Source organism: Streptomyces thermoalcalitolerans, from assembly GCF_039525155.1.
Lineage (GTDB): Bacteria > Actinomycetota > Actinomycetes > Streptomycetales > Streptomycetaceae > Streptomyces > Streptomyces thermovulgaris.
In genome coordinates, this window is record NZ_BAAAHG010000041.1 from 23,473 (window position 1) to 44,885 (window position 21,413).

The 21,413-nt window shown below is 71.7% G+C and carries 18 protein-coding genes; 14 read left to right on the plus strand and 4 right to left on the minus strand.

Annotated elements, in window-relative coordinates:
- The first annotated feature begins 219 nt into the window (after positions 1-219).
- The 4 genes from gabT to ABD224_RS21390 all read left to right on the plus strand — a co-directional run bounded on the left by gabT (position 220) and on the right by ABD224_RS21390 (position 5,585).
- On the plus strand, positions 220-1,566 hold the full coding sequence (gabT, locus tag ABD224_RS21375) for a 4-aminobutyrate--2-oxoglutarate transaminase (RefSeq protein WP_344052356.1): 1,347 nt from the start codon (positions 220-222) through the stop codon (positions 1,564-1,566).
- Positions 1,563-3,080 (plus strand): aldehyde dehydrogenase family protein, encoded by a 1,518-nt coding sequence (locus ABD224_RS21380; protein ID WP_344052292.1) that lies wholly within the window; start codon positions 1,563-1,565, stop codon positions 3,078-3,080. The genes gabT and ABD224_RS21380 overlap by 4 nt, the downstream gene beginning before the upstream one ends.
- Positions 3,080-4,249 (plus strand): CaiB/BaiF CoA transferase family protein, encoded by a 1,170-nt coding sequence (locus tag ABD224_RS21385; RefSeq protein WP_344052294.1) that lies wholly within the window; start codon positions 3,080-3,082, stop codon positions 4,247-4,249. The genes ABD224_RS21380 and ABD224_RS21385 overlap by 1 nt, the downstream gene beginning before the upstream one ends.
- Before the next feature lie 115 nt (positions 4,250-4,364).
- On the plus strand, positions 4,365-5,585 hold the full coding sequence (locus ABD224_RS21390) for an acyl-CoA dehydrogenase family protein (protein WP_344052296.1): 1,221 nt from the start codon (positions 4,365-4,367) through the stop codon (positions 5,583-5,585).
- Positions 5,586-5,734: 149 nt separating this feature from the next.
- Here the strand turns inward: ABD224_RS21390 and ABD224_RS21395 are convergent, their stop codons facing one another.
- Complete coding sequence (locus ABD224_RS21395; protein ID WP_344052299.1) at positions 5,735-7,294, minus strand: APC family permease; 1,560 nt, start codon at positions 7,292-7,294, stop codon at positions 5,735-5,737.
- A 281-nt stretch (positions 7,295-7,575) separates the two neighbouring features.
- Between ABD224_RS21395 and ABD224_RS21400 the strand changes: the two genes are divergently transcribed.
- The 10 genes from ABD224_RS21400 to ABD224_RS21445 all read left to right on the plus strand — a co-directional run bounded on the left by ABD224_RS21400 (position 7,576) and on the right by ABD224_RS21445 (position 17,602).
- Complete coding sequence (locus tag ABD224_RS21400) at positions 7,576-8,322, plus strand: FadR/GntR family transcriptional regulator (RefSeq protein ID WP_344052301.1); 747 nt, start codon at positions 7,576-7,578, stop codon at positions 8,320-8,322.
- A 56-nt stretch (positions 8,323-8,378) separates the two neighbouring features.
- On the plus strand, positions 8,379-9,092 hold the full coding sequence (locus ABD224_RS21405) for a PDC sensor domain-containing protein (RefSeq protein ID WP_344052303.1): 714 nt from the start codon (positions 8,379-8,381) through the stop codon (positions 9,090-9,092).
- Between the two features lie 288 nt (positions 9,093-9,380).
- On the plus strand, positions 9,381-10,583 hold the full coding sequence (locus tag ABD224_RS21410; protein WP_344052305.1) for a cytochrome P450: 1,203 nt from the start codon (positions 9,381-9,383) through the stop codon (positions 10,581-10,583).
- Positions 10,584-10,914: 331 nt separating this feature from the next.
- On the plus strand, positions 10,915-11,103 hold the full coding sequence (locus ABD224_RS21415) for a ferredoxin (RefSeq protein WP_344052307.1): 189 nt from the start codon (positions 10,915-10,917) through the stop codon (positions 11,101-11,103).
- Between the two features lie 28 nt (positions 11,104-11,131).
- Positions 11,132-12,352 (plus strand): NAD(P)/FAD-dependent oxidoreductase, encoded by a 1,221-nt coding sequence (locus ABD224_RS21420; protein WP_344052309.1) that lies wholly within the window; start codon positions 11,132-11,134, stop codon positions 12,350-12,352.
- Positions 12,353-12,374: 22 nt separating this feature from the next.
- The gene (locus ABD224_RS21425) at positions 12,375-13,772 is read left to right on the plus strand and encodes a glutamine synthetase family protein (RefSeq protein WP_344052311.1); all 1,398 of its coding nucleotides are present in this window, start codon (positions 12,375-12,377) and stop codon (positions 13,770-13,772) included.
- Complete coding sequence (locus ABD224_RS21430; protein ID WP_344052313.1) at positions 13,769-14,515, plus strand: substrate-binding periplasmic protein; 747 nt, start codon at positions 13,769-13,771, stop codon at positions 14,513-14,515. Before ABD224_RS21425 ends, ABD224_RS21430 begins: the two co-directional genes overlap by 4 nt.
- Positions 14,512-15,228, plus strand: coding sequence for a gamma-glutamyl-gamma-aminobutyrate hydrolase family protein (locus ABD224_RS21435; RefSeq protein WP_344052315.1), 717 nt, complete (start codon positions 14,512-14,514; stop codon positions 15,226-15,228). Before ABD224_RS21430 ends, ABD224_RS21435 begins: the two co-directional genes overlap by 4 nt.
- Positions 15,225-16,805, plus strand: a complete 1,581-nt coding sequence (locus ABD224_RS21440) for an aldehyde dehydrogenase (protein WP_344052317.1) — start codon at positions 15,225-15,227, stop codon at positions 16,803-16,805. Before ABD224_RS21435 ends, ABD224_RS21440 begins: the two co-directional genes overlap by 4 nt.
- A gap of 14 nt (positions 16,806-16,819) precedes the next feature.
- Positions 16,820-17,602: a gamma-glutamyl-gamma-aminobutyrate hydrolase family protein gene (locus ABD224_RS21445; RefSeq protein ID WP_344052319.1), complete on the plus strand. Its 783-nt coding sequence runs from the start codon at positions 16,820-16,822 to the stop codon at positions 17,600-17,602.
- A gap of 655 nt (positions 17,603-18,257) precedes the next feature.
- Here the strand turns inward: ABD224_RS21445 and ABD224_RS21450 are convergent.
- The 3 genes from ABD224_RS21450 to ABD224_RS21460 form a co-directional block, all read right to left on the minus strand.
- The gene (locus tag ABD224_RS21450) at positions 18,258-18,638 is read right to left on the minus strand and encodes a DUF488 domain-containing protein (protein WP_344052321.1); all 381 of its coding nucleotides are present in this window, start codon (positions 18,636-18,638) and stop codon (positions 18,258-18,260) included.
- A 16-nt stretch (positions 18,639-18,654) separates the two neighbouring features.
- Positions 18,655-19,182, minus strand: a complete 528-nt coding sequence (locus tag ABD224_RS21455) for a DUF2231 domain-containing protein (protein WP_344052324.1) — start codon at positions 19,180-19,182, stop codon at positions 18,655-18,657.
- Between the two features lie 328 nt (positions 19,183-19,510).
- Complete coding sequence (locus ABD224_RS21460) at positions 19,511-21,409, minus strand: CocE/NonD family hydrolase (RefSeq protein WP_344052327.1); 1,899 nt, start codon at positions 21,407-21,409, stop codon at positions 19,511-19,513.
- Positions 21,410-21,413: the final 4 nt, after the last annotated feature.

Consider the following 21,413-nt stretch of genomic DNA (forward strand, 5'->3'; position numbering starts at 1 on the left):
ATCGGTCTCCCCTGCCGGTTCCTGTGTCCGGCGCCTGTGACCAGCACCTGTGACCGGTCTCCACACCGGTCTCCACACCGGTCCCCGTGCCGGTTTTCTCACCGGCCCCCGTCCTCGGCCCGCGGAAGGACAGTCGTGGCACCTGACAGCGCATCCCTCGTACCGTCCCCCGTATCGACCCCGTCCCCCGTACCGACGCCCGTACCGCCGTCCTCGCTCCTGCCGCCCCAGCCCGAGCAGCGCCGCATCCTGCGCACCGAGCTGCCCGGCCCCCGCTCCCGTGAGCTGCAACGGCGCCGTGAGGCCGCTCTCCCCGGCGGTCTCGGCGTCACGCTCCCCGTTTTCGTGGACCGGGCGGGCGGCGGCGTCATCGTGGACGTCGACGGCAACCACCTCATCGACTTCGCCTCCGGCATCGCGGTGACCAGCGTGGGCGCCAGCGCCCCCGCCGTGGTCTCCCGGGTGCGCGCCCAGGCGGAGCGGTTCACCCACACCTGCTTCCTGGTGACCGAGTACGACGGCTACGTCGAGGTCGCCGAGCGGCTGAACGAGCTCACCCCGGGCGACCACCCCAAGCGCACGGCGCTGTTCTCGACTGGGGCCGAGGCCGTGGAGAACGCGGTCAAGATCGCCCGCGCGGCGACCGGCCGCCCCGGGGTGGTGGTCTTCGACCACGCCTACCACGGGCGCACCATGATGACGCTCGCGATGACCGCCAAGGAGGTGCCCTACCGCGCCGGCTTCGGCCCGTTCCCCGGTGAGGTGCACCGTGCCCCCTACGCCTATCCGCTGCGCTGGCCGGGCGGTGCCGAGCGCTGCGCCGAGGAGGCGCTCGCCGAACTGGAGGCGCTGCTGCGGCGGGTCGGCCCGGACACGGTGGCGGCGATCGTCGTCGAACCGCTGCAGGGCGAGGGCGGTTTCGTGGTGCCCGCACCCGGGTTCCTCGCCGGTGTGCAGCGCGTGGCGCGGCAGCACGGGATCGTGCTGGTCGCCGACGAGGTGCAGGCCGGGATGGGCCGCACCGGGACGGTGTTCGCCAGTGAGCAGGAGGGAATCGTCCCCGACCTGGTGTGCACGGCGAAGGCGCTCGGCGGCGGTCTGCCGCTGGCCGCGGTCACCGGCCGCGCCGAGCTGATGGAGGCGGTGGCGCCCGGCGGGCTCGGCGGAACCTACGCGGGCAACCCGGTGGCCTGTGCCGCCGCCCTCGGTGTCCTGGAGATGCTCCGGGACGGGGAACTGCTGGAGCGGGCCCGGCTGATCGAGAAGACCGTCCGCGCCCGGCTCGAACCACTGGCCGCACAGGTGCCGGCGATCGCCGAGGTCCGGGGCCGGGGCGCGATGATGGCGCTGGAGTTCGTCCGGCCGGGGACGCTGGAGCCGGACGCGGAACTGGCCCGGGCGGTGGCCGCCCGCTGCCACGCGGAGGGCGTGGTCGCCCTCGTCTGCGGCAGTTTCGGCAACGTCATCCGGCTGCTGCCCCCGCTGGTGATCCCCGACGACCTGCTCGGCGAGGGCCTCGACGTCCTGGCGGACGCGATCCGCGGCGCGTGCGGAGGTGCGGCATGAACGCCACGGAGGCGGCCGAGGTGAGCCGTGACCCGCGCACCGGCGCCCGCACCGAGGGCCCGGCCGTCACCTCCGTCGACGAGGTCGCCCGGCTGGCCGCCCGGGCCGCCCGGGACGCCGAACGGATCGCGGACTGCCCGCCCGCGGTCCGCGCGGACTGGCTGGAGGCGATCGCGACCGCGCTGGAGCACGACACCGAGGAACTGGCCGCGCTCGCGGACGCCGAGACCGCGCTCGGCGTGGACCGGCTGCGCGGCGAGGTCGGCCGCGCCGCGGCACAGGCCCGCTTCTACGGCCGGGTCGCTGCCGAGGGCAGCTGGCTGGACATCCGGATCGACCGCTTTGACGGGGTCGATCTGCGGCGGATCAACCGGCCGCTGGGCCCGGTCGCGGTGTTCGGCGCGAGCAACTTCCCCTTCGCCTTCGGCGTCGTGGGACACGACACGTCCTCCGCCCTGGCCGCGGGCTGTCCGGTGCTGGTCAAGGGACACCCGGCGCATCCGCGGCTCAGCGCCCGGCTCGGGGCGACGGTGACGGCGGCCCTGCGCGCGGCGGGCGCGCCGGAGGGTACGTTCGCCCTGGTGCACGGCTTCGAGGCGGGCCTGGCCCTGGTGGACGCGCCGGAGGTGACGGCGGTGGCGTTCACCGGCTCCCAGGCCGGCGGCATGGCCCTGGTGGAGCGGGCGGCGCGCCGGCCCGTGCCCGTCCCGGTCTTCGCCGAGATGGGCACGGTCAACCCGGCGGTCCTGACACCCGCCGCCGCGGCGGACGACGAGGTGCTGCGCACGGCGGCGTCCGGCTTCGTCGCCTCGTTCACCCTGGGCCAGGGCCAGTTCTGCACCAAACCGGGACTGCTGCTGGCACCGCGCGGCAGCGGGGCGGCGGACGCGGTGGCCGGGGCACTGACCGGGACCGAGCCCGGCTGGCTGCTGACCGAGGGCATCGCCTCCGCGTACCGCAAGGGACTCGCGGACCTGGAAGCAGCCGGGGCACGGCTTGTTGCCTCGGTGGCCGCACACCCGGAGGGCTTCGCCGCCGCCCCGACGCTGCTCACCGCTCCCGCCGAGGCACTCGTGCCGGGCTCCCGGCTGCTGGAGGAGTGCTTCGGCCCGGTCGCGCTGGTGGTGGAGTACGACGACGCGGAGCAGCTCCGCGCCCTGCTGGCCCGGCTGCAGCCGAGCCTGGCGGCGGCGGTCGCCTCCGCCGGGGAGACCGACCCCGATCTGCCGTGGCTGGTCCCGCTGCTGTCCCGGAAGGCGGGCCGGGTGGTGGTCGACGGGTGGCCGACCGGCGTCGTCACGACCTGGGCCCAGCAGCACGGCGGACCGTGGCCCGCGACCAGCCGGCCCGAGGCCACGAGCGTCGGCGCCGCCGCCCTGGACCGCTTCACCCGCCCGGTCGCCTTCCAGAACGTTCCTCAGCCGGCGCTGCCCGACGCACTGCGCGACGACAACCCGTGGCGGCTGCCCCGGAGGATCGACGGTGTACGGGAGACGGACGGAGGAGGTGCGTGATGAGCGGGCCGCTGGACGGAATCCTCGTCGCCGACTTCAGCCGGGTGCTGGCCGGACCGCTGTGCACCATGACCCTGGCGGACCTCGGCGCGACCGTGATCAAGGTGGAGCGCCCCGGTACGGGCGACGACACCCGGTCCTGGGGGCCGCCCTGGTCGGCGACGAGCACCACCTACTTCGAGAGCGTCAACCGCTCCAAGCGCAGTGTCGCCCTCGACCTGACCGACGAGGGCGACCGGGAACTGGCCCGCGAACTGGCCCGCCGCGCCGACGTCCTGGTGGAGAACTTCAAACCAGGCACCCTGGACCGCCTCGGACTCGGCTACGACGCGGTGTCCGCCGACAACCCCGGGATCGTGTACTGCTCGGTGACCGGTTTCGGCAGCGGCGCCGGTGCCGGGCTGCTGGGCTACGACTTCGTGGTCCAGGCGGTCGGCGGGCTGATGAGCATCACCGGTGCCGCCGACGGCGAGCCCACCAAGGTGGGGGTCGCCCTGGTCGACGTGCTCACCGGCAAGGACGCCACCATCGGGATCCTCGCCGCGCTGGCCGACCGGACGCGCACCGGCCGGGGCTGCCGCGTGGAGGTCAACCTCCTTTCCAGCCTGCTCGGTTCCCTGGTCAACCAGGCGCAGAGCTATCTGGAGACCGGCCGGCCGCCCGGCCGGATGGGCAACCGCCACCCCTCGATCGCCCCCTACGAGACCCTGCGCTGCCGCGACGGACTGCTCGCGGTCGCCTGCGGCAACGACGGCCAGTTCGCCCGGCTCGCGGCCGTCCTCGGAGCGCCCGCCCTCGCCGAGGACGAGCGGTTCGCCACCAACGCCGCCCGGGTCACCCACCGGGAGGAACTGGTCCGCGCACTCGAGGAACGGCTGGCCGAGGACGACAGCGCGGCCTGGCAGAAACGCCTCACCGCGGCGGGCGTCCCGGCGGGCCGGGTCGGCACCGTCGCCGACGGGTTCGCGCTGGCCGAGAGCCTGGGACTCGAACCCACGGTCACCCCGGCCGGCGGGGGTGCGCCCCAGCCCCGGCACCCGGTCACCTACTCGACCGGGCTGGTCGGCCCGGCCCAGGCCCCTCCGGCCCTCGGGGCCGACGACGAGGCCGTACGGGCCTGGCTGTCCGCACCCGATGCCGACCTGCCGCCCCCCACCGCCACCTCGTGACCGGCTCTCCCCGAACGTCCCGTACGTGACCCGACTGCTGGATCCGACCCGTACCCGACTCGCAACTGACTCGCAACCGACTCAACTCGACCCGACTGGACCCGAAAGGCCGGCGATGTCCACCGCATCCACCTCCTCATCCCCCTCTTCATCCCCCTCCTCCCGCACCAAGGTCTCCCCGCTCGACCTGCTCGCCATCGACGACTTGCTCAGCCCCGACGAGAAGGCGGTGCGGGCGTCCGTGCGCCAGGTGTGCGACGCCGTGATCGAGCCGCACATCGCCGAGTGGTTCGAACGGGGCGAACTGCCCACCATCCGCGAACTGGCCAAGGAACTGGGCGGTGTCGGCCTGCTCGGCATGCACCTCGAAGGCTACGGATGCGCCGGCATGAGCGCCGTCGACTACGGCCTGGCCTGCCTCGAACTGGAGGCCACCGACTCCGGCATCCGCTCCCTGGTCAGTGTCCAGGGCTCCCTCGCGATGTTCGCCATCTGGCGGTACGGCAGCGAGGAGCAGAAGCAGGAGTGGCTGCCCCGCATGGCCGCCGGGGAGGCGATCGGCTGCTTCGGCCTGACCGAGCCCGACCACGGCTCCGACCCCGCCTCCATGCGCACCCGCGCCCGCCGCGACGGGGACGACTGGATCCTCGACGGCCGCAAGATGTGGATCACCAACGGCTCCGTCGCCGATGTCGCCGTGGTCTGGGCCCGGACGGACGAGGGGATCCGCGGCTTCGTCGTACCGACCGACACCCCCGGCTTCTCGGCCCCGCTCATCAAGCACAAGCTGTCCTTGCGGGCCTCCGTCACCAGCGAACTGGTCCTCGACTCCGTCCGCTTGCCCGCGAGCGCGGTCCTCCCGGAGGTCCGGGGCCTGCGCGGTCCGCTGTCCTGCCTGAGCGAGGCCCGCTACGGCATCGTGTGGGGCGCCATGGGCGCGGCCCGCAGCGCCCTGCGGGCCGCCCTGGAGTACGCCGGGCAGCGGGTGCAGTTCGGCAAGCCCATCGCGGCGTACCAGATCACCCAGGAGAAGCTGGCCCACATGGCCGTCGAGCTGGCGAACGGCACCCTGCTGGCGTTGCACCTCGGGCGCCGCAAGGACGCCTCCGGGCTGCGCCCCGAGCAGATCAGCATGGGCAAGCTGAACAACGTGAGCAAGGCCCTGGAGATCTGCCGCACCGCCCGGACGATCCTGGGCGCCAACGGGATCTCGCTGGAGTACCCGGTGATCAGGCACATGAACAACCTGGAGTCCGTGCTCACCTACGAGGGCACGGCGGAGATGCACACCCTGGTCATCGGCCAGGCCATGACGGGCCACTCCGCCTTCCGCTGACGGGGAGGGCTCACCCGCCTCCGTCATCTCCGCAGGAGCCGCAGATCCCGGTAGGGGCGAAGTCCCCGCAGGCGGACCCGCAGCCCGAAGCGGAACCCGGCGCGTCCAGCGCGCCGGGTTCCGCCCTCTCGCCGGTCGGGGGCCGGCGATCACACCCCCGACGGTTCGCCGGTCTTCTGCTCGTGCTCCTCCTCGTGCTCCCTCTCGGGTCCCTTCCCGTCCTTCTGCGGCGCGGACGCCGGGATCGCGTCGTTGTACGGGGCGTCGCTGCGCCCGTAGGCCGGGTGGATCGCCATGTACAGCAGGCCCAGCCCGACCACGACGACCCCGGACAGCAGCACGATGTAGTTGTCGTACCAGGGGGCCTCGGGCGTACGGGGCCAGGCCATGGTGACGATGGCCGTGACGCCGTAGACCAGGGCCGCGATGTTGACGGGCAGGCCCCACTTGCCCAGCTGGTAGGCGCCGCTCGGCCGCCAGCCCTTGAGCCGGGCGCGCAGTGCGGCGAGGACGACCATCTGGAAACCGAGGTAGATGCCGAGCGAGGCAAAGCTGACGATCTTCGTCAGGGCGTCCTCGGAGAACTTCGAGCCCAGGACGACGAGCGCCGGGACCAGACCCGCGAGCATCACCGCGTACGGCGGGACGTGCCGGCTCTGGGAGAACTTCCGCAGCAGACGGCTGCCCACGATCATGTCGTCACGGCCGTAGCTGTAGGCCAGCCGCCCGGCCGCCGCCTGGAGGCTGATCGTGCAGGACAGGAAGGACAGCAGCACGATCACCAGGACGCCCTTGGCCCCCACGGTGCCGAAGGCCTCGTCGAGGACCCTGGAGACGGGGTCGGGGTCGTCGCCGGAGATCACGGCCTTGATGTCCACCACCGACAGAGCCAGGGCCACGGCGACGAACGTGGCCGCCGCGCCGCCGACGTAGATGGTGCGGCGCATGGCCTTGGGGATCATCCGCCCCGGGTCGCGCACCTCCTCGGCCACGTCGCCGCAGGCCTCGAAGCCGTAGTAGTTGTAGATGCCGACCAGGGCCGCGGCGGCGAACGCCCACAGATAATTGGTGCCGCTGCCCGCACCGAAGCTGTCGAACAGGATGCCCAGGTTGTGGTGGCGTTCGGTGAGCAGCAGCCACCCGCCGACCACGAGCGCGCCGAAAAGTTCGGCGGCGAAGCCGATGATGGCGGCCTGCGCGAGCGCCTTGGTGCCCAGGTAGTTGATGAGGGTGGCCAGGGCGAGGATTCCCAGGGAACAGAGGATGACCGTGTCGACCGACGCCTCGAAGCCGAAGAGCGAGGCGATGTACGGTCCCGCGCCGGAGACGACGCTGGCGATGGTCACGAAGAGCGCCATCATGTAGACCCAGCCGGTCAGCCACGCGTAGCGGCGGCCCCACAGACGGCGTGCCCAGGGGTAGACACCGCCCGCGACCGGGAACTGGGCGACGATCTCACTGAAGACCAGCGCGACCAGGAGCTGGCCGATGCCCGCGATGACCAGCGACCAGATCATCGGCGGACCGGCGGTGGCCAGGCCGAACGCGAACATGGTGTAGATCGCGACCACGGGGGACAGATAGGTGAAGCCGAGCGAGAAGTTCGCCCAGGGACCCATGTCCCGCTTGAACTCCGAGGTGTAACCGAGCGACGCGAGCTGTGCCGAGGGATCGGTCTCAGGGCGTCCGGCTCCGGCTGTGGAACTCATTCACGCTCCCGTTGTCTTGTACCGGGCGTACCGGGCGAGGGGGCACCGGTGGGATGGGGGTGGGGGGCGGCTGAAACCACCGGAAGCGGGCATGAAGGGGAGTGGCCCGGCCGGTTTCTCCAGCTGGGCACGAGGGTGGGAGGTACCCAGCCGGTTTTCCGGCGGGCCGGGGCTGTCGTGGCCTAAAATGCTCCGGCGGTGCGCGGAAAGCTACAACCCCATGGGTTATCCCACAAGAGTGGTGCACATAACACGCCGATGACGAGGGACGAGGAGTCTGGGTGACAGCCGACGGCGTTCCGGTGATGCGCACCTCGTTGATCTCCCCCCTGAACGCGGGGGGCCGGGTCGAGGAGGTCGTCGAGCGGATCAGCCGCGCCATCATGCTCGGACTCGTGGTCGACGGCGAGCAGCTGCCGGCCGAGGTGAACTTCGCGCACCAGCTCGGTGTCTCCCCGATGACGCTGCGGGAGGCGCTGGCGATCCTGCGGCAGCAGGGACTGGTGGAGACGCGCCGCGGCCGCAACGGGGGCACCTTCGTGCGGCGGCCGGCCAACCCGCCGCTCGACGCCCTGGAGGAGCGGTTGCGCTCCACGACCGTCTCCGAGCTGCGGGACTTCGCCGACGAGCAGTTCGCCGTCTGCGGTGCGGCCGCCCTGCTGGCCGCCGAGCGGGCCTCCGCGGCCAACGTCAGACGCATGCTCCACCTGGTCGAGCAGCTCGCGGCGGCCAAGGGCGTCGGCGACCGGATCAGGGCGGACAGCCGCTTCCATCTGGAGATCGCCATGGCCTCGCAGTCGGAGCGGCTCACCCAGCTGGAGGTGGCGCTGCAGGCCGAGCTCACCCCGATGCTGTGGCTTCCCCTGGAGGCGGAGACGCCGACGGACGACGTGGTCGCCGAGCACCATGCGATCGCGACGGCCATCGCCGAGGAGGACGGCGAGCGGGCCCGGGCACTCGCCGAGCGCCATGTCCGGCGCAACCTGCGTCGACTGATCGAGTTGCATCTGACGGTGGCGGGTCGATGACAGTGGAGGCGCGGATGTGTCCTGAGGACGCCTTTCGTGGGAACGGGTCACCGGCGGTGGCCAAGGAGCTGGACACTCTGCTCGCAGGGGTGCGGCGCCTGCTCACCGAGGTCTTCGACCGGCTGGAGAAGGTCGCCGATGACGTCATCGGCCGCCGGCGTGCGGCACTCGCGGACCACGGCTCCTTCCGCGTCTCGGACCTCGCCGGCATCAAGCCGACGCTGATCGAGCAGGCGAGCGAGCAGCGGGCCGCCGACGGGTTCGGCTTTCTGGTGGCGGCCGGGGTGCTGCCGGACCGGGACCGGCACATCGAGTGGTGGCAGCGCTCGAGCACGGGCTTCGTCCAGCTGCGCCTCAACCTGGACCCGACCAGCGTCGATGTCTACGAGTACTTCGAGATGGAGTGGTTCGCCGCCGGCCGGGACCACGCCCGCCGCGCGGTCCACGGCCCCTATGTGGACTACTTCGGGGCCGACCGGTACGTCTTCACCTTCGCGCTTCCGGTCATCGACGAGATCTTCCTCGGGGTCGCCGGGGCGGATCTCCAGGTGCGCGGTTTCGAGCCACGCCTGCTCGCCGCCCTGCGCGAGACCACGCACGACGCCGTGCTCGTGGGCCCCGAGCGGCGGGTGATCGCCGCGAACACCTCGCGCTGGCTCGTCGGTTCCCGGCTGCCCGCGACACCCCGGGCGGGGACGGGCGAGTTCGTCGCGGTGGGCGACGTCGGCCTGGACAGCGACTGGGTCCTGGCTCTCGCCACCCGCGAATAGCCCCTTTCTTCTTGTATTTCCTCTCGTAACCGACACCCGACTCCTGTATCCGACTCCTGCCTGACACGCCTCCCGCCCGCACCGGGGCGGGAGGCGTGCGTGCCGGTGTGCCCGCATCCGGCCGGGGAGGGGGCGGCCGTTCCCGTCACCGGTCCGGAAAGCCCCACTGTGCGCCCGTTGTCCGGCCGGGGGCCCGGGGAACTCTTTGTGCGCACCCCCTTGACAGTCAAACTCTAGGTTTAGAGCATTTGGGCCACCCCAACCGCTCCGAGAGTTGGAGAGCGCCACATGACGGGCACCGTCCTCGACGCCGTTCCCTACTTCGACGTCGCCGATCCGAACTTCTCGATCACCTCCGCCGCCGTGCACGAGGCACGTGAACGCAGCTGGTACGCCCGTACCAACTACGGCCTCGCGGTGCTGCGGTACGACGACGTCAACCGCCTTCTCAAACATCCCAGGCTCCGCCAGGGCAGCGTGGCCTGGCCCGCGCACAACGGGGTGACGGAGGGGCCGTTCGCCCGGTGGTGGGACAGCTGGATCCTCAACAAGGAGGGCGAGGAGCACCACCGCCTGCGGCGGCTGATGAACCCGGCGTTCTCCCCCCGGCTGATCGGCAGCCTGGTACCCCGCTTCCAGGCACTGGCCACCGAGCTGATCGACGGCTTCGCCGAGCCGGACCGCTGCGAGTTCGTCTCCGAGTTCGCCGAGCCCTACGCGGCCCGTGTCATCGCCATCCTGCTCGGCATCCCCGAGTCGGAATGGCCGGTCATCGCCCGGGAGTCGGCCACCCTCGGCCTCGCCCTGGGCGTGACCTTCCGTGAGAACCTGCCGAAGATCGAGGCCGCCCTCGCCCGGCTGTACGCCTACGCCGACGAACTGATCGCCGACCGCCGCCGCACCCCGCGGGACGACTTCGTCACCCGTCTGGTGAACGCCAGCCGCGACACCGACAAGCTCAGCGAGCAGGAGCTGCGCGACGGACTGCTGCTGCTGATCTTCGGCGGCTTCGACACCACCCGCAACCAACTCGGCCTGGCCATGCAGACGTTCATCCGTCACCCCGACCAGTGGCGGCTGCTCGCCGAGCGGCCGGAGCTGGGCGGCAAGGCGGTCGAGGAGGTCATGCGGGTCAACCCCACCGTCCGCTGGGTCACCCGCGAGGCGGTCGAGGACTTCACCTACAAAGACCTGGACATCGCGGCCGGCACCACCATCCACCTGTGGAGCGAGTCGGCCGGCACCGACCCGCGGGTGTTCGGCGAACCGTCCTTCGACATCACCGCCGAGCGCAAGCCCCACTTCGGATTCGGCGGCGGCGCCCACCACTGCCTCGGCCACTTCGTCGCCCGCAGCGACATGAGCGAGGCCCTGCCGCTGCTGGCCCGGCGCCTGCGCGACCCGCGCATCCTCGACGGCGCCGAGTGGCTGCCCGACTCCGGCAACACCGGCCCCGTCCGCCTGCCCATCGGGTTCACCCCGGCTTCCTGACCCCGTTTCTCCCCCCACTCCCGTCCGCCGGCTCCGGCTCTGCCGACTCCTTCGGCCTCCGGAGGCACGGTTCCCCGAGCCCCTGCCCCGGAGGCCCGGCAACCCGCCGTCGGCTTCCCGGGACCCGGCTTCCCCTCCGTCCCGGCTCCCCCGTATCCGCTTTCCGGACCTCACCCTTTCCCGGACGTCACCTTCTTCCGGGCGTCACCTTCTCCCGGACCTCACCCTTTTCCGCCTCTTTCCGTCTCCTTCCGCCTCCCGGTCACCGGAGGCCCGCGACCCCGGTTCCGCCCGAGGCAGAACCGTTCCTCCTTGCCCGAAAGGACCCACCATGAAGATCACCGTGGACATGAACCTGTGCCAGGACCACGGCCAGTGCGCGATCGCCGCACCCGAGGTCTTCCGGATGAACGACGAGGGCAAGCTTGTCTACGAGACCGACCCGGACGACGCGCTGCGCACCGAGGTCGAGGAAGCCGCGGACGTGTGCCCGGTCCAGGCCATCTTCATCCAGGACTGACAGGACCGACAGAACTGACAGGACTGACATGAGCGCGCACATCGCTGTGGTCGGTGCCTCCCTCGCGGGCCTCCGCGTGGCCGAGCAGCTCCGCGCGGCCGGTCACACCGGCCCCGTCACCGTCCTCGGTGACGAGCGGTACGGGCCGTACAACCGCCCGCCCCTGTCGAAGGAGCTGCTCTCCGCCCCGGGCGACCCGACACCGGAAGAACTCCACGGCAAGGTGGCCTTCCGCCGGCGTGCGTCCGTGGCCGACGTCGACTTCCGGCTCGGACTGCCGGTCGTCGAGGCGGACCTCGGCCGCGGACGGCTCACCCTGGAGAGCGGGGAGGCCGTCGCCTTCGACGCCCTGGTCGCCGCGACGGGACTGCGTCCGCGCCGCCTCGATATCCCAGGACCCCTGGCCGGACGCCACGCCCTGCGCACCCTGGACGACTGCGTCGCCCTGCGCGGCGCACTGCACCGGGGCAGCCGGGTCGTGGTGATCGGCGCGGGCTTCATCGGCTGCGAGGTCGCCGCGACCGCGCTGCGCCAGGGCTGCCGGGTCACCGTCGTGGAACCCGCGGGCGCCCCGATGGTCCGGGTGCTGGGAGCCGAGCTGGCCCAGGCGGTGCAGCGGCACCACGAGGCCGCCGGGATCACCTTCGTCATCGGCCGCTTCCCCGTGGGATTCACCGGAGGGACCCGGGTCACCGGCGTGGAGCTGGACGACGGCACCACCCTGGACGCCGATGTGGCCGTCGAGGCCGTCGGATCGCTGCCGAACGTCGAATGGCTCGCGGGCAACAGCGGACTCGACCTGAGCGACGGAGTCCTGTGCGACAACCAGCTCCTCGCCACGGGCACGGACCGCCTGGTGGCCGTCGGCGATGTGGCCCGCTTCCCCAACCCGCTCTTCGACGACGTACCACGCAGGGTCGAGCACTGGTCCATCCCGACCGACACCGCGAAGCGGGCCGCCGCCACCCTCACCGCGCTCCTCGGCGGCCACGCACCGGACCCGGCCCCGTTCACCCCCATTCCCTCCTTCTGGAGCGACCAGCTCGACCTGCGCTTCCAGAGCTTCGGATCACCCGGGCTCGCCGACGAGGTACGCCTCGAGGAAGGCGACCCGGACCGGCTCCCGGACGGCGTCCTCGCTCTGTACTACCGGCAGTCGGTGCACGTGGGCACCGTGGCCGTCAACCTTCCCCCTGCCCGTCAACGCGAGCTGCGCGGGGCGTTCGGCGCCCTGGCCGCGTCCTCCTGAACAGCGACATGCGAGGTTCCCCATGACGACCACCCTCTCCAGCTCCGCGACAGCACTCGACCAGCACCGCGAACGCAACACGGACCAGGAGGTCCTCGAGACGCTGCGCAAGCGCATCGCCGACGCCGGAGTCGAGTACCTCTACTACCAGAGCGTCACCGTGACCGGCCGGGTCGTCGGCAAGGTCGTCCCCGCCGAGCAGCTGACGCGCAACGCCGAGAAGGGCGTCCAGATGCACCGCACGGTGATGGCCGACTTCCAGGTCACCCGGGACGGAACCCTCCTCGGCGGAGGCGTGGAGGCCGCCGAGTTCACCGCCGTCCCCGACCTCGACACCTTCGCCGTCCTGCCCTGGGACCCCTCCGTCGGCCGTTTCTTCTGCCGGCTGTACGAGCCCGACCACCGGCCGGAGATCGGCGGCCGGCCCCTGGCCACCGACCCGCGCGGCAACCTCCGGCGGCTCCACGCGGCCTTCACCGAGCGCACCGGCCTCGAACTGCGCAGCGGCTGCGAGCCGGAGATGACCTGGACCGGCCCCGGCCTCGAGGTGCACGCCCGCCCCGACTCCAGCCCCGCCTACCGCCTCGACCTGCTGGAACGCAGCCGCCCGATCTACCAGAAGGTGATCAGCTACGCCAGGGCCATGGGCTTCAGCATGATCGAGGGCGACTACGAGGACCCCGGCCAGGTCGAGCTGAACTGGATGTTCGACCACGCCGACCTGACCGCCGACCGGCTGATCACCTACCGGCAGATCTGCCGTCAGGTGGCACGCGAACTCGGCGTCACGGCCAGCTTCATGCCCAAGCCCGCCACCGGGATGATGGGCAACGGCTGCCACCACAACATCAGCCTGTGGCGCGGCGACGAGAACGTGTTCGCCGAACCCGGCCGCCGCGAACTGCACCTGACCGAACTGGGCCGCCACGCACTCGGCGGCATCCTGACCCACGCCGCCGCCTCCATGGCCGTCATGGGCCCGACCGTCAACTCCTACAAGCGGTACTGGGACTCCGGGCAGTTCGCGCCCGCGCAGATCAACTGGGGCATGGACAACAAGACCTGCACCGTGCGCCTGTCGGCGAACGGCCGGCTGGAGGTCAAGCTGCCCGACGCCATGGTCAACCCTTACCTCTCGCACGCCGTCCTCATCGCGGCGATGGCCGACGGGCTGGAGAACCGGATCGACCCGGGTGAGCCGCAGCAGGGCTCGAGCTACGACACGCAGAGCCGCTTCACCAAGCTCCCGCTGAACCTCGGTGAGGCCCTCGAGCTGTTCGTCGCCGACGACGTCATCAGGGACGCGCTCGGCGCGGAGACGGTCGAGCTGTACCACGCCTACAAGTCCGACGAGTGGGCGCGGTTCTGCGGCTACGTCACCGACTGGGAGCACATGATGTACAAGGAGGACACCCCGTGACCGGGCCGCGGACCGACCGGGCGGCCGGCACGGCCGAGCCGCTGCGACTGGCCTGCATCGACTCCGACGCACCACCGCTGTTCCTCCCCGCCGACCCCGTCAAGGGACGGCGGGGCTACGAACCGGCCGTGGGCGAGCTGATCGCCGCCGAACTCGGCCGCCCCCTCGAGTGGGTGTACCTGCCGTGGGCGGAGATGCTGCCCGCCGTGCGGAACCACACGGTGGACGCCGTGCTGTGCGGCCAGGGCATCACCGAGGCCCGGCGGCGGCAAGTGGACTTCACCCGCCCCTACGCGGTCTTCCACGAGTCCGTGCTCGTACGCCGCGGCGACCCGGTGAGGTCCGCCGCCGATCTGCGCGGCCGCAGGGTCGCCGCCATCGCGGGCAGCACCAACATGGCCCTGGCGGAGACGTTCGAGGGCGCGGTGACGGTGCCGTTCGGCGGCGACTGTGACGACGTGTTCGGCGACATGCTGGCGGCACTGAAGTCCGGTGAGGTCGACGCGGTCGTGGACGACGACGTCGTCTTCGTCCCGCTCGGCGAACACCCCGACTTCGACCTCGCCTTCACCGTGCGCACCGGCAACCGGTGGGGCATCGGCGTGGCCAAGGACCGCCCGGACGACCTGAAGGCGATCGACGCGGCCCTCGGCCGGATCATCGCCGACGGCCGGCTCGCGGCGGCGTGGGCCGAGTGGATCCCCACCCTGCCCTACCCCTTCGCGACGGAAGGAGAACGGTGAGCACCCGCCCCGCCATCGCCGTGATCGGACGGCGCTCCCGGAAGGTCGCGGGCCTGCGCTTCGCCGCGACCGTCGCCGCCGAGGCCGTGTGCGACGCGGTGTTCGAGGCCGGCGGTGAACCCCTGGTGCTGCACGGCGGCCCCCGGCAGGCCCTGGACGGCCTGCCGGGGCGGCTCGCCTCCTTCGCGGGAGTGGTCGTCCCCGGCGGATCCGACCTGGACCCGGCCCACTACGGGCAGCGCCCGCACCCGCGCACCGAACCCGACGACCCCGAACAGGACCGGCTCGACCTCGCCGTGCTCCGGGCGGTCGTCGCCCGGCGCATCCCCACCCTGGCCATCTGCCGGGGCATGCAGGCGCTCAACGTGGTCTGCGGCGGAACCCTCGACCAGCACCTGGCCGAGACCTCCGTCACCCACCTGGACGCCCTCCACGAGGTCACCGCCGAACCCGGCTCGCACCTCGCCTCCGTGGTCGGCGTCGCCCCGTTCAAGATCTCCTCGTACCACCATCAGGCCGTCGACCGGGTCGGCCGGGACCTCAGGGTGGTCGCACGGGCGGCCGACGGCTGCGTGGAGGCGCTGGAGCACACCACCGCCGACGTCCTGGCCGTGCAGTGGCACCCCGAGGACCTGGCCGGAACCTCCCCGCAGGACGGTGCGCTCTTCACCGACCTCGTCGAACGCGCCAGGACCCGAAAGGAGCCCGCATGACAGCGACACCGGCCCCCCAGGACCAGGCTCCCCGGGACCGGACCGTCCCCGAGGGAACCGGCCCCCGGGACGAGGCCGCCGCCCGGGCGATCGCCACCCGGACCGACCTGGAGAAGCGCTTCGCCGGGCTCACCCTGCCCACCCGCATCCACCTCGACGGACGCAGCGTCGACGCCCTCGACGGCGCCACCTTCGACCGGATCTCCCCCCGGAACGGAAAGCCGATCGCCAAGGTCAGCGAGGGCGACGAGAAGGACATCGACCGCGCGGTCGCCTCCGCCCGGCGCGCGTTCGAGTCCGGCGTCTGGTCCCGGCGCCACCCGCGCGAGCGGCGCGCGGTGCTCCAGCGCCTCGCCCGTCTGATCGAGGAGCACGCCGAGGAACTGGCGCTGCTGGAGAGCGTCGACATGGGCAAGCCGTACACGGACGCCCTCGCCGTCGACCTGCGGGTGACCGTCCAGTGCCTCGACTTCTACGCCGAGGCCGCGGACAAGATGTACGACGAGGTGGCTCCCACCGCGCACGACACCCTGGCCACCATCACCCGTGAACCGGTCGGGGTGGTGGGCGCCGTGGTGCCGTGGAACTTCCCGCTGATGATGGCGATGTGGAAGGTCGCACCCGCCCTCGCGACCGGCAACGCGGTCGTGCTCAAACCCGCCGAGCAGTCCCCGCTGACCGCGCTGCGCATGGCCCAGCTCGCCACCGAGGCGGGCGTGCCCGACGGCATCCTCAACGTCGTCCCCGGGTTCGGGCCCACCGCGGGCGCCGCCCTCGGCCTCCACCGCGACGTGGACGCCCTCACCTTCACCGGCTCCGGCGAGGTCGGCCGGCTGTTTCTGCGGTACGCGGCCGACTCCAACCTCAAGCAGGTCTCCCTCGAACTCGGCGGCAAGTCCCCCCAGGTGGTGATGGAGGACGCCCCCGACCTGCGGGTGGTCGCCAAGGCCGTCGCGAGCGGCATCTTCTTCAACCAGGGAGAGGTGTGCTCGGCCGGATCACGGCTGCTGGTCCACCGGAGCATCAAGGACGAGCTGCTGGAGCTGGTCCTCGAGGAGAGCCGCCGCACCGTGGTCGGCGACCCGCTCGACCCGCGCACCGACGTCGGCGCCCTGGTGGAGCAGCGGCACCTGGAACGCGTCCTCGGCTACGTGCACGGCGCCGTGGAGGACGGCGCCGAACGGCTGCTCGGCGGCCACCGCGTCCTCGAGGAGACCGGCGGCTACTACGTGGAGCCCACCGTCTTCGACCGCGTCTCCCCGGACATGCGCATCGCCCGCGAGGAGGTCTTCGGGCCGGTGCTGTCCGTGCTCACCTTCGAGGACGCCGACGAGGCGGTCAGGATCGCCAACGGCACCGACTACGGCCTCGCGGCGGCGGTATGGACACGCGACCTGTCCACCGCGCATCGTATGGCCCGCGCCCTACGGGCGGGCACCGTCTGGGTGAACTGCTTCGACGAGAGCGACATCACCGTGCCGTTCGGCGGCTACGCCCAGTCCGGCTTCGGACGGGACAAGTCGCTGCACGCACTGGAGAAGTACACCCAGCTCAAGAGCACATGGATCAAGCTGTGACCGAAGGAGGAGCAGTGGCGCCAGGCGTCACCGTCCACCGGCACGAGGTCGAGCCGGAAGGAGGCGGCACCGGGGGCACCCCGCGGATCGCCGTCCTGGTCTCGCTCAACTTCCCCGACCTGACCGAGCCGGTCGCCGACCTCGTACGCCGCTTCACCGGCACGACGCTGACCACCCTGCGGGACCTCGGCGCCGGCTACGAGCTGTACGACACCTCCGACACCGGCGCACTGCCCGACCCGGCGACGGTAGCCGGCCTCGACGGCCTCCTGCTGCTCGGCGGGGGAGACGTGGACGGCGAGCTGTACGGGCACACTGGCCCCGTGCCCAACTCCTACGGCGTGGACCGCAAGGCCGACGACTACGCCATCGCCGCCATCCGGGCGGCGGAGCGGGCCGGACGGCCGGTGTTCGGCATCTGCCGCGGATCACAGCTGATCAATGTCGCCTTCGGCGGCACCCTCGTCCCCGACCTCGAGGACTACCGGCTCCACCGGGGCGGCCCGGGCGAACCGATGTTCCTCGACGAGCAGGTCACGCTCCTGGAGGGCACCCGGGTCGCGGCGATGGCGGGCGAGCACCGGGTGACCGTGCGCTCGGGCCACCACCAGGCGGTCGACAAACCCGGCGAAGGGCTGGTCGTCGCGGCCCGCGCCGACGACGGGACGGTAGAGGGAGTCGAACACCCGGCGAAGTGGATCGTCGGCGTCCAATGGCACCCGGAGGACCCCGACGGCTCCACCGAGCACCGCACCCGCCTCTTCACGTCCTTCCTCACCGCCTGCCGCCCGAACTGACACCCTCCGCCCCGGAGTACGTCAAACGGCCGCCGGCTGATCTCCTTCGATCCTTCGGCAACGAGAGGAGCGGCCGGCGGCCGTCCTTGTATTCGGCCCTTGTATTCGGGGTCCGGTATCCGGGTACTCACCTCGGCGCTTGGAGAAACGCCTGTATTCAGGCGGGAGCCCGTACACAGCTTCTCGGGGCGTAACCCGACTCGCCTTCTCACACGAGCCCTCGCCCGCCAGGCCTCTGCGTTGAGTATTTCGCGAGGGCGGTTACGGCACAGCGCGCCGAATCCGGTCTGCGAGGGCGCCATGTAGTGGATCTGAGCCCCACTGCGGCAGCTGAAGAGCATGCAGGAAACTCGCGCCTTGCGTGCGCCAGTTGTGAGGGGTTTGGCTTTCTATGCCCTGCGGGCGTCAGTTTCGGTGGAACCCTTCGTCTGGGGAGGGGCCTGCGGCCTGCAGCGACGATGCCTGGTGCGCGGCGTTGTGTGCCAGCGCACCCGAGTGGATATGGTGCACGTCACTTTCGGTATGGATTGCGTGTCTGAGCTGCGTAAACGGGCCGCACGGCAAAGGGCCCTGAAGGAGCTGGCCCCATCCGGCCCTGCACACGACGGACAAGGCGCCGCCGCATCCGCGCCGCGGACAGCCGGCACCCCCGGGTTCAGGTGCCGGAGCGCCCGGACCCGGTGCCGGTGAGCCATTCGGCGAGGACGGCTGCCTGGCTGTGGTCCACGTCCTTGGTGGCGGTCAGCAGCGTGAGCCGGTCATGGGCGGCGAGGTCCCGCAGGTGCTCGGCCGCCTCGCGGTGCTCCGCATCGCGCAGCTCGGCGCGGTAGCGGCGGCGGAACTCGTCGAAACGGGCCGGATCATGGCCGTACCAGCGGCGCAGCTCACTGGACGGGGCGACCTCGCGCAGCCACTCGTCCAGGTGCGCGTCCTCCTTGCGCAGGCCCCGCGGCCAGACCCGGTCGACGAGCACCCGCGTGCCGTCCTGCGGCGAGGCCTCCTCGTAGATCCGGCGGCAGACGATCCGTTGCGTCATGGCGGCGCCCCGCAGGTCAGGCCACAGGGTGCTGATGCCGGTGGGCACCGATCGGGTGCGCGCTCTGCACCGTGACCTCGTCGCGTTCCTGGGTCGGGGTGAGACGGACACCGATGTGGTAGTCCTGCACCAGCATCCAGCCGAGGAAGCCGGCGGCGAGGGTGCAGAGGAGACCGGCCGAGGTCAGTCCCAGACCGAGGGCGACCCCGGTGGTCGGGTCGTTCCAGCGGGTGACGTACGTCCCCATGCTGATGGCGAACAGTCCGAGGGCGATGACATTGAGGCCGGCGTGGGCCAGACCGACGCTCTTGGCGGCCGAGCCGTGCGGAATGCCGAACGTCCAGTCGACGAATCCCGGAAGTGCGGCGAGCAGCGCGCTGCCGACGCCCACGACGTTCAGCGCGATCGCCAGGTTGAGCCAGAACGTGCTCCCCGTGGCCGCGTACACGGCGAAGCCCACGAGGGTTCCCGTGTAGAAGGCGACCGGGAAGCTGATCAGCATCGGGTGGAGAGGGTGACCTGCGACCTTGGCCTTGCTGTACATGAAGCCTCCCAAGTGGTCCCCCGTCCGAACAGGTCGGGCTCTCCTCCCAGCGTCCCTCAGCCGGGGGGATCCGCAACCGCGCTGGGCGCGGGCGGTTGCCATCGGTGTCCGGGCGGTTGCCTTCGGTGTCCGGGTGTCCGGTGAGCACCGGGTGCCCGGCGTTCGGCAGACGGAGGGGAGGTCAGGGTGGAAGGGGACACACAAGGGCTCCGGCCCGCGAGGAGGCTGGATCGGACCGGATCGGGCCGGATCGAGGTGGGTGCGGGCCGGCGCCGGCCGGTGTCCCGGGGCCTGCCCGGGAGCCTCGGTGTCGACGCCGGCCCAGGGGTCAGAGACGGCCGCCGGGGACCACCGTGAACGTCGCCGGACCGATCGGCAGCTTCACCGTGTACTGGCGGAGATAGGTGTCCAGGAACGGTGCGCGATCGCCGGCGGTGGGGATGTCACGGGCCGGGTCGTCCAGGGCCAGCCTGAGCAGTGCACCCCTGACCTTGATCTTTTCTCCGGAGGGCGTGGCACGCCAGGAGCCGGTCTGGATGGAACCGATCTCCACGGCCAGGACGTGCCCGGCCGCCAGGGTCCAGTCGGTCGCCTTGAGGTCGACGGACATCCGGCCCCGGCGCAGCAGGGAGACCTGCTCGTCGAACATGACGGCGGTGCCGTCCGGGGCGACGTCGTACAGCTTGAGCATGATGTTGCCCTCTCCCTTGGCGGTCAGGGAGATGTTCGGGGTGCCGGTGATGCGCACGGCCCGCTTGAGCGGCGTGGACCACACGAAGAAGCTCGACGTGACCTTCCCGGACTTCTGGAGCTTCGCCAGTTCCTCGGGCAGGGCCTTCGGCGCGGCCGGGTCGAGGGCGGGCGCGTTCTCCATGTCCCACTCCCCGGACGGCTGCGGTACGGTCGCCGGCGGTGCCGGCTCGCCGGACGCGGTCAGGGCCGCGCGGCCGGAGGCGCCTCCGTCGTCCACGTACGAGCCGCCGCCGAGCGAGCGGATGACGTGTCTCCTCACGACCGGCCAGGTGGGCTGGGCACGCCAGGAGCCGGTGGAGTCCTGCACGGCGTAGGCCGGGTAGCGGACCTTCGGTTTGATGCCCTTGAGGTACTGGTCGTAGAAGGAGAGGACCTCGTCGTACCAGCCCTCGCGTCCCATGGCCAGGCGCCCGTCGCTGGTGCGGTCGCCGCCGCGCACATGGTCCCACTGGCCGAGCCACCCGCGTTCGGGGCCCACGTGGTTGTCGAGGTACTCCTGCATCTCCTCGGGTTTGGTGTTGTTCTCGATGAAGCCCTGGGTGACGAACAGGGGAGTGCGGCTGTTCCTGGCCAGCCTCGCCAGGTCACGATCACGCCAGTGCTTGTCCCACTGGTCGGCGATCCGGTACCCGGCCGCGTTCTGCGTCAGGCATTCCGGATGGGTCTCCTCCCAGCGGGCGTTGGCCCGGTAGCGCGGGTCGTCGTCCGGCATCGGGGGCATCGTGGCGATGGAGTTGTAGGCGTTGGCGGTGCCGGTGACATTCGGGCGGGGCACGCCGTTGGAGTAAATGTACTGGTACATGTCCCACACCGGCTCCTGGGCGACGACGGCCTTGAGCGCCTTCTGGCCCAGGTTGTTGCCGATCAGACCCGTGACGGCGTCGTAGGACTTGCCGTACATGCCGACCGCGCCGGTGCTCCACGGCTGTTTCGCGGCCCAGGCGATCGCGGCCTTGACGTCGGCCTGCTCGCCGGGGCCGGCCCAGTCGAGACAGCCGGTGGAGCCGCCGAAGCCGCGCAGGTCCACCATGACGAAGGCGTAGCCGCGGGCGAACAGGTCGGTGCCCTCGATGAAGTCCTGGAAACGGGACGAGGGGCCGGTGTGCGCCCAGCCCTCGGGGCCGGTCTGCCCGGCGTGGGCGAAGTAGGGGCCGATCGACAGGATGACGGGTATCTTCCGGCCCTTCGGCAGCTTCTCGGGCAGCAGGACGTCGGCGTGCAACTCGGTGCCGGAGCCGTCCGAGGACGGGAAGTAGTGCTGGGTCCAGACCGCTCCCTTGGGGACACGGTCGTTCTCCTCGTGCGTGACGGGGCGGGTCGCGGTGGCGACCGCCCCCGTCCGGGCCTGCGCCGGGGCGGCGAGTTCGGACGCTCCGTCGGGCGCCGCGGTGGCGGGGCCGGCGAGCGCAGCGGTCAGGGCGAGGGTGGTGACGACTGCCGAGGCGGTCCAGGCCGTCGCGCGACGTCTGTTCACATGC

Bases quoted from the DNA above. Each gene is read 5' to 3' on its own strand.
- ABD224_RS21380 (WP_344052292.1), top strand. From the start codon at position 1,563: ATGAACGCCACGGAGGCGGCCGAGGTGAGCCGTGACCCGCGCACCGGC.
- ABD224_RS21385 (WP_344052294.1), top strand. From the start codon at position 3,080: ATGAGCGGGCCGCTGGACGGAATCCTCGTCGCCGACTTCAGCCGGGTG.
- ABD224_RS21390 (WP_344052296.1), top strand. From the start codon at position 4,365: ATGTCCACCGCATCCACCTCCTCATCCCCCTCTTCATCCCCCTCCTCC.
- ABD224_RS21395 (WP_344052299.1), bottom strand. From the start codon at position 7,294: ATGAGTTCCACAGCCGGAGCCGGACGCCCTGAGACCGATCCCTCGGCA.
- ABD224_RS21410 (WP_344052305.1), top strand. From the start codon at position 9,381: ATGACGGGCACCGTCCTCGACGCCGTTCCCTACTTCGACGTCGCCGAT.
- ABD224_RS21415 (WP_344052307.1), top strand. From the start codon at position 10,915: ATGAAGATCACCGTGGACATGAACCTGTGCCAGGACCACGGCCAGTGC.
- ABD224_RS21420 (WP_344052309.1), top strand. From the start codon at position 11,132: ATGAGCGCGCACATCGCTGTGGTCGGTGCCTCCCTCGCGGGCCTCCGC.
- ABD224_RS21425 (WP_344052311.1), top strand. From the start codon at position 12,375: ATGACGACCACCCTCTCCAGCTCCGCGACAGCACTCGACCAGCACCGC.
- ABD224_RS21440 (WP_344052317.1), top strand. From the start codon at position 15,225: ATGACAGCGACACCGGCCCCCCAGGACCAGGCTCCCCGGGACCGGACC.
- ABD224_RS21450 (WP_344052321.1), bottom strand. From the start codon at position 18,638: ATGACGCAACGGATCGTCTGCCGCCGGATCTACGAGGAGGCCTCGCCG.
- ABD224_RS21455 (WP_344052324.1), bottom strand. From the start codon at position 19,182: ATGTACAGCAAGGCCAAGGTCGCAGGTCACCCTCTCCACCCGATGCTG.